The sequence below is a fragment of the Candidatus Brocadia sapporoensis genome (assembly GCF_001753675.2).
Taxonomy (GTDB): domain Bacteria; phylum Planctomycetota; class Brocadiia; order Brocadiales; family Brocadiaceae; genus Brocadia; species Brocadia sapporoensis.
Map to the genome: position 1 here is coordinate 23,872 of NZ_MJUW02000021.1, position 14,983 is coordinate 38,854.

General features: G+C 45.6%; 8 protein-coding genes and 1 tRNA gene. 5 read left to right on the plus strand and 4 right to left on the minus strand.

What is annotated here, in order from left to right; all coding sequences use genetic code 11:
- Nucleotides 1-179: 179 nt before the first annotated feature.
- The 3 genes from BIY37_RS01580 to floA all read right to left on the minus strand — a co-directional run bounded on the left by BIY37_RS01580 (nucleotide 180) and on the right by floA (nucleotide 2,914).
- Nucleotides 180-1,547 (minus strand): bifunctional folylpolyglutamate synthase/dihydrofolate synthase, encoded by a 1,368-nt coding sequence (locus BIY37_RS01580; RefSeq protein WP_070066093.1) that lies wholly within the window; start codon nucleotides 1,545-1,547, stop codon nucleotides 180-182.
- Between the two features lie 196 nt (nucleotides 1,548-1,743).
- Nucleotides 1,744-1,829, minus strand: a tRNA-Leu gene (locus tag BIY37_RS01585).
- A gap of 47 nt (nucleotides 1,830-1,876) precedes the next feature.
- The gene (gene floA / locus BIY37_RS01590) at nucleotides 1,877-2,914 is read right to left on the minus strand and encodes a flotillin-like protein FloA (RefSeq protein ID WP_070066094.1); all 1,038 of its coding nucleotides are present in this window, start codon (nucleotides 2,912-2,914) and stop codon (nucleotides 1,877-1,879) included.
- Between the two features lie 627 nt (nucleotides 2,915-3,541).
- On the opposite strand from floA, the gene BIY37_RS01595 reads away from it, so the two are divergent.
- From BIY37_RS01595 to BIY37_RS01615, 5 genes are all read left to right on the plus strand, one after another.
- Nucleotides 3,542-5,266 carry an FAD-binding protein gene (locus BIY37_RS01595; protein ID WP_070066095.1) on the plus strand — a complete coding sequence of 575 codons (1,725 nt, stop codon included), beginning with the start codon at nucleotides 3,542-3,544 and terminating at the stop codon, nucleotides 5,264-5,266.
- A gap of 19 nt (nucleotides 5,267-5,285) precedes the next feature.
- Entirely contained in the window at nucleotides 5,286-7,154 is a 1,869-nt protein-coding gene (locus BIY37_RS01600) for a response regulator (RefSeq protein ID WP_070066096.1), read from the plus strand.
- 255 nt (nucleotides 7,155-7,409) lie between these two features.
- Nucleotides 7,410-11,177 carry an SBBP repeat-containing protein gene (locus BIY37_RS01605; protein WP_179129216.1) on the plus strand — a complete coding sequence of 1,256 codons (3,768 nt, stop codon included), beginning with the start codon at nucleotides 7,410-7,412 and terminating at the stop codon, nucleotides 11,175-11,177.
- Between the two features lie 409 nt (nucleotides 11,178-11,586).
- Nucleotides 11,587-12,882, plus strand: coding sequence for an argininosuccinate synthase (locus BIY37_RS01610; protein WP_070066098.1), 1,296 nt, complete (start codon nucleotides 11,587-11,589; stop codon nucleotides 12,880-12,882).
- Complete coding sequence (locus BIY37_RS01615) at nucleotides 12,882-14,639, plus strand: B12-binding domain-containing radical SAM protein (RefSeq protein WP_070066099.1); 1,758 nt, start codon at nucleotides 12,882-12,884, stop codon at nucleotides 14,637-14,639. Before BIY37_RS01610 ends, BIY37_RS01615 begins: the two co-directional genes overlap by 1 nt.
- Nucleotides 14,640-14,645: 6 nt before the next feature.
- Here the strand turns inward: BIY37_RS01615 and BIY37_RS14235 are convergent, their stop codons facing one another.
- Nucleotides 14,646-14,789, minus strand: coding sequence for a DUF4160 domain-containing protein (locus BIY37_RS14235; RefSeq protein WP_143299125.1), 144 nt, complete (start codon nucleotides 14,787-14,789; stop codon nucleotides 14,646-14,648).
- Nucleotides 14,790-14,983: the final 194 nt, after the last annotated feature.

Genomic DNA, 14,983 nt, shown 5'->3' on the forward strand with positions numbered 1-14,983 from the left:
AGAAATACTTATTTCTGCCAGAAGCCTAACATCAAATTTTATGAAAAGATTTTAGTAAGTGTAAAATCGCCCTGATGCTTTTCAAAAAAAGGATGTTTTTCGTTCAAACACTACGTAGTTGTTTCGTTTACTACAAAAAGGCTATTTTTATAACGATAGAGTTTTTTGGAGATCGTTTATCAGGTATCCAGCGCTTGTCTTGCTTCTCCCGCTACATATGCGGAACCGGTAATACAGATCATGTCTTCTTTGGATGCCATTTGTTTTGCCATAGTTATGGCACTCTGAACGGTATTTGCCGTGTCTGGTTGTTTGCCACAGAGTTTCGTTATTTTCTCATATAAATCCTCGGGAGGGGCGGCGCGGGGGTTTTTGCTCCGAGTGATAATAATTGAGTCTGCCTCCATAACGATTTCCTTCAGAATGTTGTTTAAGTCTTTGTCTTGTGAGAAACCCAGGATCAAGATTAACCGCCGGAATGTAAAATTTTCTATCAGTGTCTCTTTAAGGAATCGCATAGAATCTGCGGTATGCGCAAAGTCCAGAATAATGGTAGGATTTTTTGCAACAACTTCAATCCTTGCCGGACAATGGAGAGAAGCAAGGGCTTCCCGGATGATGTCGGGGTTTACAGCAAGGTTGTCTTGTTCTCTGAGAATTTCAAATGTGCCGAGAACCAGGGCACAGTTTTTTGCCTGATGAATGCCAACAAGAGGCAAATAGATGTTATCATAGGAACCTCGCCAGGTCTTTATCATGCACCGCATTCCCTGTGTACCGTCTTTTACAAGATGTTTCACTGCTTCAACCCGGATATCTCTGCCGAAAAGGTACAGGGGAGCGTTTTTCTCCCTGCAGGTGTTTTCTATGACGGAGAGGGCTTCTGCGCTGTCGATACCGGATACAACAGGAACGCGATGTTTGATGATACCAGCCTTTTCATACGCAATGCTTGAAAGAGAATTGCCCAGAATTGCCGTATGATCGAGCCCGACATTCGTAATGATTGATACCATTGGCACGACAACATTGGTGGAATCGAGGCGTCCGCCGAGTCCTACTTCCAAAACAGCCATCTCTGTCCGCTTCCTTTTAAAATACACCATGCTTATTGCCGTAAGGATTTCGAAAAAGGTGGGAGATGCGGATGGCTCTGTTTCCTGTAAGTGCCGGATGTACGGCTGGAATTCATGCATGATGCTGGCAAATTCAGCCTCAGATATCTTTTGACGATTTATTTGAATACGTTCTTTTAGATCGATGAGGTGGGGCGAGGTAAAAAGTCCGGTGATAAGACCAGCGCATTCCATGACCGTGGCTGTCATGATAGCTGTGGAGCCCTTTCCCTTTGTGCCGGTTATGTGAATGCAGGGGAGCCCTTGATGGGGATTTCCTATATATGCAAGCAGTTTTTTCATCCTGTCCAAACTGAATGTGGATGCATTATATTGAAAGCTGATCAGTTTTTCATAATCGATAGCTTTGTAAAGAAAGGCCAGGGCATCCTGATATGAGAGCGAAATAGGTTTGTCTTGTTGGTTATTCATGGGCTATGTTTGTGGTATCAAGCGTATTTTTAATAGCGACGGGCTCACGACTGTGCCGATTAAGCGGATATAACAATGCAACGGTTACAACAAAATCAACTGAGAAAAGAAGGTGTATGGATTTCGAGTCAAATGCCTTTTTTCTTCTTTGTGTTTTGGCGGGTAATTTTGCAATAGGAGTCTTATTTTTTATAAATGCCAGAGAAGGGAGTCGAACCCTTACCCCCTGTGACGGGGACCAGATTTTGAGTCTGGCGTGTCTGCCAATTCCACCACTCTGGCATAATTTCCTTAGTATAATGTTTTCTCTTCGGGAATCAAAGAAAATTTTATGGTTTTGTTGTGGGGGGCAGAATGCCTGGTTTTGAAACCGACGCTACTCGCATCTCGGTATCTGCCTGGATATTTTTAAGATGATAGTAATCCATTACCCCAAGGTTTCCCTCGCGAAGGGCCTGAGCAATAGCCTTCGGCACTTCAGACTCGGCTGCAAGTATTTTTGCTGTATTTTCTTCGGTAAGAACTTTCATCTCCTGCTCACGGGCAAGAGCCATACCATGGCGTTTTGCGGCGTCTGCCTGTGCTATGCATTTGTCTGTTTCTGCCTGATCTGTCTGCAGTTTTGCATTGATATTGTCGCCTATCGCAACGCTTACGATATTAACCGAAAGAATTTGAAATGTGGTATCGCTATCACATTTCTTTTCCATGACCATCTTGGAGAGTAAATCAGGGTTTTCTAGCGCTTTTTTGTAAGTTTCAAACGTGCAGACAGTTGCAAGGATACTTTCTCCAACGCGTGCAATGATGGTCTCTTCGGTAGCCCCGCCTACAATTTTTTCAATATCTGTGCGAAGGGTGACTCGCGCCTTCAGTTTTACCTGAATACCGTCCTTGGTAACCGCATCCAGCGTAGTACAACCTTTCGAAGGGTCCGGACAGTCAATTACCTTCGGGTTGATACAGGTTTTCACGACATCAAACACGTCTCTTCCTGCAAGATCTATTGCGCAGGCATGATCAAAACTCAGTTGGATGTTCGCCTTTCGGGCGGCAATAAGGGCACGAACAACATGATTAACATTTCCACCTGCCAGGCTGTGCGCCTCAAGGGACGATGAGGCCAGATCGATTCCAGCCCTCTTTGCCATAATACGATGATCCACGAGAGACCGTATATCGACGTTCCGAAAGGTCATGCTGATCATTTGTGTAAGAGATACGTGGGCATCCGATATAATGGACTTGATATAAAGCCCACCGTATTTAAAGAGGATAAATGCACAGGCAGAAATAAAAAAAAAGAGCAAGACATACAAAAATATAGATGCACCTGTGCTCATCACAAGAAGTGGCATATATTGCATATTTTTTTCCCCTCTCTAAAAACTCTTTTCTATTTATGTTAGGTTTTTTTCTGTTGTCCAGCCCGGACAAGCACAAAAAAAATTTTCATAGTAATAAATAGGTAATATATCAGTTTCGTGAAAACACGTCAAAAGAAAAAGGACCAACGTAATGGATTGCACGGTTATGCCGTGCAAAGTATATTCAGGGTGCATGAATAATAACCAATGTGCGATTCAAGGATGACGGCATCCTGTCTGTAGAAAAGACCAAAATAGCAGATGTGCTGGTCATTGCCGGATTTCTATTATATTCAATGTTGAAATCAAGCATTTCAGGCAGCAGTCGGTTCTAATTGGGGGAGAGCAAGGCCCCGTGTGAAAGATTGCCGAATTGCTGCGCGTGTAATTCGAACAACAAAGCGCGGGAGACGATACATGGATCCGTGTGCTTTTTGTTTCTTTTCTGTCCTTTTCATTCCCATGGTATTTTTGGTTGTTTTCTTGTCTTCTTTTGTGCTATATTTTTTACTTCACCGATAAAGACGAAATAAATTATTTGCCTCCGGTTTAACTTACGTACCTTAAAGGAACGCAAGAAAAGGTAGTCGGGCAGATGGTGAGTTATTTTGTAGCAAGACAATTTTTATGAAATACCATGATGCTATCGTAGTAGGCGGGGGGTTGGCAGGTTTAAGGGCTGCCATCGCACTCAATCAGCACAATGTGAAGGTTGCGGTGATTTCAAAAGTTCATCCCATCCGGTCGCATTCCGTTGCTGCCCAGGGCGGAATTAATGCCCCTCTGGGCAATCATCCGCGTGGCATGTACGATACGTGGGAAAAACACGCCTTCGATACGATAAAGGGGAGTGACTATCTTGCAGATCAGGACGCTGTTATCCGTATGACAAAGGAGGCTGCCCGTCGTATCTATGAGATGGAGCACTGGGGTTGTCCTTTCAGCCGGACTCCTGAAGGAAGGATCGCCCAGCGTCCCTTTGGTGGCGCAGGCTTTCCCCGTACCTGCTATGCAGCGGACAAAACCGGGCATGCCCTTTTGCACACGTTGTACCAGCAAATCATAAAATTTAAACAAGCGGCGGAACGGAAGGAAATGATAATTTATGAAGAGTGGCTGGTTGTAGAGCTGGTGGTAGAGGATGGCGTCTGTGCCGGAGTAATAGCCTTGGATGTGATGAGCGGGCAATTGGAGGCGTTCCATGCAGGAGCTGTAATATTTGCAACGGGAGGTGTTGGCCGTATTTATGGGAATAGCACGAATGCGCTGATTAATACCGGCATGGGTATGGCATTGCCCTATTGGGCAGGTGTGCCACTTAAGGATATAGAATTTGTTCAGTTCCATCCAACGACATTGTTGGGTAAAAATATCCTGATTACCGAGGGGTGTCGCGGTGAAGGGGGAGTTTTATTGAATAACAAAGGCGAGCGGTTTTTAGCCAAATACCATGATTCAAAAAAGGATATGGAAGTGGCTCCGCGTGACATCATTTCCAGAAATATCATGCACGAGATTATGGCAGGCGGTGGTTTTAACCAAAGCTATGTGCATTTGGATTTAAGACACCTGGGAGAGGGAAAGATTGATCAGAGGTTGCCTGGTATACGGGATATTTGTAGAGAATTTGCCGGAATAGACCCGGTTGTCGATCCCATTCCTATTCAGCCAGGGCAGCATTATACCATGGGAGGAATTGATTGTAATACGGAAGGAGAAACGGCGGTAAAAGGTTTTTATGCAGCCGGAGAGGTGGCTTGTGTAAGTGTGCACGGAGCGAACCGGCTGGGGGGAAATTCATTGTTGGATACCATTGTTTTTGGTGCGATTGCTGGCAGTAATGCCGCCTTGTATATACAAGGATTGGAGGGGAAAAAGGGTGAAGGCGCTCTCACTGACGTCTTAAAACGTGCAGAGGAAAGGATCAATACATTGGGTAAATCCGGGGGAGGGGAAATTCCCGTAGATATCAAAGTTGCCCTCAACAAGGTTATGGATAACAAGGTAGGTATCTTCCGCGATGCCTCCCGATTGAGAGAGGCCGTGAACGATATCAGGATCTTGCAAGAGAGGTATCAACGAATTAAGCTGAATTATACTGGAAAACGAGGCAACTTCAGCCTGGTATGGGCATTAGAGCTTAAGGGCAGTCTTGATGTGGCTGAAGCTGTTGTCGCAGGCGCACTCGCACGGGAGGAGAGCCGAGGTTCTCATTTCCGGACAGACTTCCCAAAACGAGATGATATAGTTTGGCTAAAACACACGTTAGCGTATTTCACCCCGGATGGTGTAAGACTGGATTATAAGCCTGTTAACATCGGGCCATTTGAACCTAAGGAAAGAAAATATTAACGGTGGCATAACAGCAAACATGTTAAATATTAAAATATTATTTGCAACAGATATTATAGAAAAGTACGGAGATATTGCCGGATATTTGAGACAAAATGGATTTTCAGATATCACGGTTGCAACCCATGGTGATGAAGTCATAAGACATCTTAATGAACATGTACCCGATTTTGTCATCCTGGATGTAAACCTGCCGGTATTGGACGGATTTCAATTGTGCAGGATAATGAAATCTGCAGTATACAAGAATTGCATCAACATTCCCGTCGTTCTGTTGTCGGGAACATATCAAACCTATTTGACATCTCAATTAGCAAGGTCGGTAGGCGCTTATGGTATTCTCTATGCGCCGGTAGCGATGGAAGATTTGCTGAATCTGATTAATCATAAGTTTTATCCTGAAAAGGTTCCTACTGGTAAAGTCGGGTTTTTGCAATATCCGGCAAAAGTAATGGTTACTACACAGGATGCCGATACAGTAAGGATTCTAGAACATTCTATGCGCCTGGAAGGGTATGAAATTCTGGCTGTGCCTGATATAAAAAAGATTCTGCATGTGTTGAAAATTGAGAGACCGCAGATTATCTTTTTGTCTTCTGATATGATGGCAGAAGATGATCCGTATATACTGAGGCAGATCAGGGAAACTATACCTGAAGCCATAGTGGTTGTAATAGCAAACAGGGGTGCAGAGGTCATGGTAATTAAATGGATGAAGGCGGGCGCAGATGACTATATCTTCCAGCCTTTTGATGAAATGGCGGTCGCCGGCGTTTGTAACCGTGCGGTAAAAAAGTATCATGTGAATCGCCTTGAGAAACATTTGAAAGAAGTGGATTTAAAATTACATTCCGTGATAGAGGGCATGGTTGACGGTATTATTCTGCTGGATACACAGGGTAAAATAACGTTAATAAACAGGGCGGGGAGGGAAATGACCCGGCATCTGGATGTCAGGATGGCCGATGATGGTTCTATCCTTGGTTTTAATAATCTTGAAATCGAAGAAATTTACAACGAGATATTTGTCAAAAAACAACAGTACGTTTCGTATGAAATACGTACGAAAGAAACCGAAGAAAAATACTTCGTTGTCGTTATTTCCCCTTTACATGGAGTAGGTGGGGAGAAAACCGATATCGTTATTGTGCTCAGGGAGGTAACGCGGGAATATCAGTTGCAACACCAGGTGGTAAAGACGGAAAGACTTTTTGCCGTAAGTAATCTGATCGCAGGGGCAGCTCATGAATTAAACAATCCCCTGGCAGGTATTCAGCTCTGCACAGATCTTGTGCTCAATGAACCTTCCATTAGTGAAAAGGCAAAGAAATATTTAAACAGGATACAAAAAGAGACGGACCAAATACAGAGTGTTATAAAAAGCTTGTTGACCCTTACCGGGAACTACACCCTTTCAAAAGAACAGATCAATGTGAACGATATTCTTGAAGAAATTATCGAGCAAAAGTCGAATCAATTTGAATATGCAAACATTACGATTTTCAAATTTCTGGATGAAAAGTTACCCGCAGTTTTTGTAGATAAGAAACAAATCCGGCGGGTTTTCCTGGATGTCATAGAAAACGCTTGTGCCTCGATGGGAGAAATAAAAAATGAAAAATGTTTAACCATCCGTACAGAATGGGAGAGTGAGAAAGTAAGGATAGTTATGTCGGATACGGGTCCCGGCATACCAAGAGAATATCTTACGAGGATATTTGAACCATTTTTTACTGCAAAAAATATTAAGCATAGTAAGGGCACCGGATTGGGTTTATCCATTGCTCAAAGCATAGTCCAGCAACATAATGGCAGGATTTATGCGGAAAGTGAGTCCGGTTCGGGAGCAACATTTGTGATCGAATTACCAGCAAATAAACATTCTTAGGTATCATAGCAAGCAGCCATATATTTTTATTATCTCATACGTTTGATGACCCAGCTATCTCATAGCGTTAAGCGGTTACACTTGTCCGCGATGTTTGAATCTATACACGGGTTTGGGATCTATCACACGGACAAACGAGTTTGTCCGTGCCACCCTGATGCTGAAGATTGTTTGAGCAGCGCGGGCAGTTTGTCACCCGCTTGTATGGGAAATTTTTTGGTCTCCTCGGTCTTTTTGAATGGGAGGGATTGTGAAATGGGACATACGAATATGCAGGATAATACAGTTCGGGGTCTTCACGTGCGCAAAAGGAGCAAGGTGTTCCGGTATTGTGTCGTGGTATCTTCCCTGTTTGTTACGTCAATGATCATGGATACCGCATTGACACGGGCATCGGCCGAACATCAGGTAATATCCGGCTCTGTCGCTGGCTCAAATCCACAATCGACCGGAGAGACTGCACCATCACGGGTCGTGGAAACCTACGGTAAATTACCGTTGTATTTCATCCGGAACGACGGACAGATGGATGGAGAGGTGAAGTTTTACGAGAAGGGCAGCGGGCATGCCACCTTCTTTACCGGAAGAGGTGTAACGTTGTCGCTATCAAGGAAACAGGAAAAGGAGACAAGCGACAGAGATGAAGAAGGGAGCAAGACGGTAACTGCAGGTGACACAATCAAACCAGGTTCACCCGCGCTGCAGGAACGACGATTGGCGACAGATGACAAGGATGCAGCATCGAAAAGAGAAAGACCGCACACCGTGCATACAACTCACAACACGGCAACTCCTCAACTCGTTAAACTCGTTCCCCTGGGCGCAAAGAAGAATCCGGAGATCGTGGCGGAAGGCCAGCAGGAGTGCAAGGTCAATTACCTCATCGGCAACGATCCGGCGAAGTGGAAGACCAGTATCCCCACGTATCAGTCGGTCGTTTACCGGGAGCTTTACAAAGGCATCGACATGAAGTTTTACGGGAACAACCGCCAGATGGAATACGATATCATCGTAAAGCCGGGTGCAAGTCCGTCCCGCGTGCAACTGTCCTACGAGGGCGTAGAGGATGTGCGGATCCATGAGAATGGCGATATGGAGATCGTCCTGGGATCGTCTCTGAAAGAGGGGGCGGCGGAGGGTTCACAACGTAAATTAGTCAAGAAAAGACAACCCCCTGAATCCCCCTTTGCTAAGGGGGAAGCTGGAGTATCCGTGGAAACCGGGGAATCCCGTGAAAGAAATGAACGAGCGATCCTACAGAAAAAACCCTATGTCTATCAAATCATCGATGGGAAGAAGGTAGAGATTGACGGGAAGTTTAGGGTCCTGAGTTCAGGGCATGGGATTAGGAATCGGAAATCTGAGACCTGTGATGGGCTGAGCCGGGCCAATAACCAAACCTCATCGTTCATTTATGGTTTTACCGTCGCCTCGTACGACAAACGCTACCCGCTCGTCATAGACCCTACCTTGATCTACTCCACATACCTGGGGGGAAGTGGTTCTGATGTAGGTTTTGGCATAGCGGTAGACAGCGCCGGCAATGCGTATGTGACTGGGATTACGTTGTCTTCCGATTTCCCAACGAAAAACGCCATGTATGGAACCAATACTGGTAATGTCGATGCCTTCGTGACAAAGCTAGATGCATCGGGCACAAGCCTTTCCTACTCCACGTACCTGGGGGGAATTGGTGGCGATTGGGGTTATGGCATAGCGGTAGACGACGCCGGCAATGCGTATATAACGGGGTGGACGGGATCTTCCGATTTCCCAATGGAAAACGCCATGTATGGAACCAATACTGGTTATTACGATGTCTTTGTGACAAAGCTAGATGCATCGGGTGCGAGCCTTTCCTATTCCACGTACCTGGGAGGAAGTGATAACGACAGCGGTTATAGCATAGCGGTAGACAGCGGCGGCAATGCGTATGTGACGGGGTATACATATTCTTCCGATTTCCCAACGGTAAACGCCCTGTATGGAAGCTTTAATGGTGGTTATAACGATGTCTTTGTGACAAAGCTAGATGCATCGGGCACAAGCCTTTCCTACTCCACGTACCTGGGGGGAATTGGTGGCGATTGGGGTTATGGCATAGCGGTAGACGACGCCGGCAATGCGTATATAACGGGGTGGACGGGATCTTCCGATTTCCCAATGGAAAACGCCATGTATGGAACCAATACTGGTTATTACGATGTCTTTGTGACAAAGCTAGATGCATCGGGTGCGAGCCTTTCCTATTCCACGTACCTGGGAGGAAGTGATAACGACAGCGGTTATAGCATAGCGGTAGACAGCGGCGGCAATGCGTATGTGACGGGGTATACATATTCTTCCGATTTCCCAACGGTAAACGCCCTGTATGGAAGCTTTAATGGTGGTTATAACGATGTCTTTGTGACAAAGCTAGATGCATCGGGCACAAGCCTTTCCTACTCCACGTACCTGGGGGGGAGTGATTACGATGAAGGTCATAGCATAGCGGTAGACAGCTCCGGCAATGCGTATGTGACGGGGTGGACAGTGTCTTCCGATTTCCCAACGGTAAACGCCCTGTATGGAAGCAATACTGGTAATGTCGATGCCTTTGTGACAAAGATAGCTGCATCGGGCACAAGCCTTTCCTACTCCACATACCTGGGGGGGAGTAATTACGATGGAGGTCATAGCATAGCGGTAGACAGCGCCGGTAACGCGTATGTAACGGGGTATACATGGTCTTCCGATTTCCCAACGAAAAACGCCTTTGATGGAAGCTTTAATGGTGGTTCTTACGATGTCTTTGTGACAAAGATCGATGCATCGGGTGCGAGCCTTTCCTACTCCACGTACCTGGGGGGAAGTGATTACGATGAAGGTCATAGCATAGCGGTAGACAGCTCCGGCAATGCGTATGTGACGGGGTGGACAGTGTCTTCCGATTTCCCAACGGTAAACGCCCTGTATGGAAGCAATACTGGTAATGTCGATGCCTTTGTGACAAAGATAGCTGCATCGGGCACAAGCCTTTCCTACTCCACATACCTGGGGGGGAGTAATTACGATGGAGGTCATAGCATAGCGGTAGACAGCGCCGGTAACGCGTATGTAACGGGGTATACATGGTCTTCCGATTTCCCAACGAAAAACGCCTTTGATGGAAGCTTTAATGGTGGTTCTTACGATGTCTTTGTGACAAAGATCGATGCATCGGGTGCGAGCCTTTCCTACTCCACGTACCTGGGGGGAAGTGATTACGATGAAGGTCATAGCATAGCGGTAGACAGCTCCGGCAATGCGTATGTGACGGGGTGGACAGTGTCTTCCGATTTCCCAACGGTAAACGCCCTGTATGGAAGCAATACTGGTTTTTATGATGCCTTTGTGACAAAGATCGATGCATCGGGCACAAGCCTTTCCTACTCCACGTACCTCGGGGGAAGTGATTACGATGTTGGTAATAGCATAGCGATAGACTGCGCCGGCAATGCATATGTGACGGGAGAGACAGATTCTTCCGATTTCTCAACGAAAAACGCCATGTACGGAACCCATAATGGTGGTTATACCGATGCCTTTGTGACAAAGATAGGCGCAGACGCAATGCCTACGCCTGTTGCTACACCAACACCATCGCCAACTGTTACAGCTACGCCAGGCGCACCAACACCCACGCCTATGGTAACATCAACCCCGGGCACGCCGACCCCAACCCCATCGCCAACTCCGGAACCCTGTAAACCGAAAAAACTTCACGTGAGTCCAAAGTCTTTAAAACTTGCAAGGCTGACGAGTGTGCAAAAAATCGTGACCTTAACCTGCAAAAAAGGTTTACCATCGGCAAACCGTCTGGTGAAGGTTAAAATAGTGAGTGGCAAAAAACGCGTGACGGTTTTACCAGCCATGAAAGAGACTGACGAGCATGGCAAAGCCGCGTTTACGATTACCGCTACAGAGAAGACGGGTAATGCAGTAGTGCGATTCAAATATAAAAACCTGACAGGCGATGTAACCGTAAAGGTGAAGAAAAAGTAATGATCTGTCAATACGGGATTGACACGTTGAGCAATGAAAAGGGCCGAATCTCAATTCAAAGGCAAAAAAATGGTCGTTTCGTTTTTTGAAAGGAATTTCCTATGTATTTCATGTGTACGACAAGAGAAGAAACATTTGCCGCCTTGTGACACACCCCTAAATCCCTTCTTTTTAGAGGGGGACTCTTGTTCTCCTCTCTAAAAAGAAGGGCCGGGGGTGTGTTTGGTACGGACAAACGCCGTATTTTTATAGAGTGCAGAAATCTTCCATGTTTCCGGGATTTTTTATAAAACTGACCGATTACCTTTTTTGAAGTTTTTATCCTATCTTTTTTCCATTTAATATAGGGAATTTGGTTAAAGCTTTACTGCATTATGGTTTTTAAGCAAGCAACAGGAGGGTTGTATTTATGACAGAACAACGAAAAAAAGTCGTGCTGGCCTATTCAGGTGGGCTGGATACCTCAGTAGCGATTCGATGGATTCCTGAAAAATATCATATGGATGTCATTACGGTGACCATCGACCTTGGCGCAGTGAAGGATCTGGATGCTATTCGGGAAAAGGCGCTAAAAATTGGTGCGAAGAAGGCGATTGTCATTGATGCGAAGGACACGTTTGTCAAGTATTTTATATTTCCCGCCCTGCAGGCTGGCGCCCTGTATGAAGGAGTTTATCCACTGGCAACGGCCCTGGGCAGACCGCTCATTGCGAAGCTATTGGCAGACGTGGCACATGAGGAGAAGGCGGATGCCGTGGCTCACGGATGCACGGGAAAGGGAAATGATCAGGTCCGGCTGGACGTGTCTTTGCAGGTATTGAATCCGAAGTTACAAATTATTGCCCCTGTGAGGGAGTGGAAGATGACCCGGGATGAGGAGATTCGTTATGCGGAGGAACATAATATCCCGGTGGAAGCAAAGATTAAGAGCCCTTACAGCACGGATGAAAATCTTTGGGGCAGGAGCATTGAGTGCGGCGTGTTGGAAGACCCATGGGCAGAGCCACCGGAGGAGGTTTACACGTGGACAAAAAATGCAAAGGACGCCCCGGATGAACCGGAATATCTGGAGATCTACTTTGAAAAAGGCATTCCTGTAGCCATTCATGAGAATGAAATGGATGGAGTGACTCTGATTAACACCCTGAATGCGCGGGGAGGAAAGCACGGCGTAGGCCGTATTGATCATTTGGAGAATCGTCTGGTGGGTATTAAGTCCAGGGAAATCTATGAATCCCCGGCGGCGATCATTTTGCATACAGCCCACAAGGCGCTGGAAGGCATGATTATGACAAAGGATGCCCTGCGCTTTAAGGATATTGTCTCGGCGCATTATGCAGATTTGATTTATAACGGACTCTGGTTCTCTGCATTTCACCAGGATCTGGTGGCCTACGTGCTGAGCAGTCAGCGTCTTTTGACGGGGACCATCCGCGTCAGATTGTCGAAAGGGACATGCACCGTCGTGGGACGCAAGTCGCCATTGTCATTGTATAGCGAAAAATTGGCAACCTATCAGAAAGAAGACACCTTCGATCACAGCGCATCTCTTGGATTTATTAAAATATATGGGCTGCCGGTAAAGATACAGGCACAGAAGCAGATGGATATTTTAGCAGGCAAAGAGGCTTTGCGTCTGGATTCGATCATGCCGCCAAAGGTTAAATCTCTTGAAAAAGCCGAGGGGGATAAAAAGGTGAAGTAATGAAAGTGCTTTTACTATTCCCACCGTCGTGGCATCCTTCACAACCCTACCTCAGCCTGCCTTCGTTAACGGCCTTTTTAAGACAAAATGGTGTGTCTGATGTTATCCAGCGGGATCTCAACATCGAATTACTGGATATCCTCCTTACTGAAAAGACTTGCCGTGAATTTTATCAGAAAATTCTTGATAAATTAAAATACCTGGATCGTCCCGGGTCCCCCTGCCGGGATATCCCGGGAGAGCAGGAAAAACGCCAGGTATTAATTCATGCGGTGGAAACAATTCCTGCTTTTGCGAAAAAGGTGGAACCTGCAAAAAACACCCTGAGGTCAGAAGGATTTTATGACCTCAAAAGGTATATGGAAAGTGTCAGTATCATAAATGAAGCGCTTGGAATGCTTTCTGCCCTGTATTACCCTTCGTCTATGACTGCGCTCAATAATGATATGCGGTATTCCGTTTATTCGTCCCGGGAGATTTTTCAAGCGCTTGATGATGAAGAAGAAAACATCTTTCTCAATCTGTACCAGGACTACATTCTTGCTTCTATCCTGGAGTTTTCTCCCAAGGTGCTGGGTATCTCCGTAACCAGCACCTCCCAGATCATTCCCGGGCTGACCCTGGCAAAATTGATAAAGGATCGGGACAAAGGAATTCACATCACCATTGGTGGAAGTGTCTTTACCAAGCTCATTGAAAATATAAAAAATGTACATGGGTTATTTTCCATTGTTGACAGTTTTATTGTTTTTGAGGGTGAGCATGCCCTCCTGGAACTTATCGGACAGCTGGATGGCAAAAGAGATTTCAGGAAAGTGCCCAATCTGATCTATCGGGATAGCAATGGTGTCAGGGTCAATGAGCCTTTTTTTGCGGAGGATTTAAACAGACTTCCCACACCGGACTTTGATGGGCTTCCTTTGAAGCTTTACTATGCCCCTGCGTCCATCCTGCCGGTGCAGACCTCGCGGGGGTGTTATTACCGGAAGTGTGCCTTTTGCAATCTGCACCTGGATCACAGAAATTTCCGCTTGCGTCGGCCGGAGTTGCTATTGGAGGATATCCATGTGCTTTCGCAAAAATATCACACCCCATATTTTTTCTTTACGGACGAATCTGTTCCTGTCAATCAATTACGTGAGATATCGCAAGGGATATTGAAAAACCAATGGGAAATACGATGGATGGGTGGGGTACGGTTTGAGAATGCCTTGAGCAGGGACGTGCTTGAGAAGATGTATGAGTCCGGATGCAGGAAACTGGTCTTTGGACTGGAGTCATCCAATCAACGCATATTGGATCTCATGAAAAAGGGGATAAACGTCGATGTTGTGAAAAGAATACTGGGTGACTGCCTGAAGACCGGTATATCATTCCACCTCTATGTAATAATTGGGTTTCCGACGGAAACGGAAAAAGAAGCATTGGAGACGCTCGACTTTGTACTGAATAAAGATTATCTGAATTCACCGGGTTTTTCCTGTTTGCCGTCCCTTTATGGAATGGAGAAAGATTCTCCGATTACTCAAAATCCGGCGGCACATGGATTAAGGAGTATTATGGCGCCCTCCGGTGAGGACCTGGGATTAGGTTATTTTTATGAAGTAGAACAGGGAATGTCCCCGGAAGAAGCCGAACGAATGTATCATTACGTAATAAGCCGGCTAAGTGAGAAATTGTGTCCGTTTCCCTATAATTATTCTTTGTCTGACGGGCTGTTATACATTACCCACAGAAGACATGCGTTACCGTTTTAAAAACGTTCAAAGCGTCTGTTCCGGAATCTTCGTTTGCTTGATTTCACTAGTAACTTCCCGTTCTGGACAACAGGCATGAAAATGTGGTAGTTCGTGATTATTATAATGCATTAAGATAGCGATACCGTAGAATAGGCTGATTTCAGGCATTCGCCGTATCTTTCATTGACATATTACTTGACTTTTTCTGAAATTGTAACTACCTTAATGAGACTAAATTGATAGAAATATGAGGTTTCAGGCGGTTCCGAAGATAAAACGAATAAAATACATTTCTTTGTAACGATTATCTGTGGGTCACAGACAAATACGGGTAAATACAGATTATTTAAAATGCAGGGGTT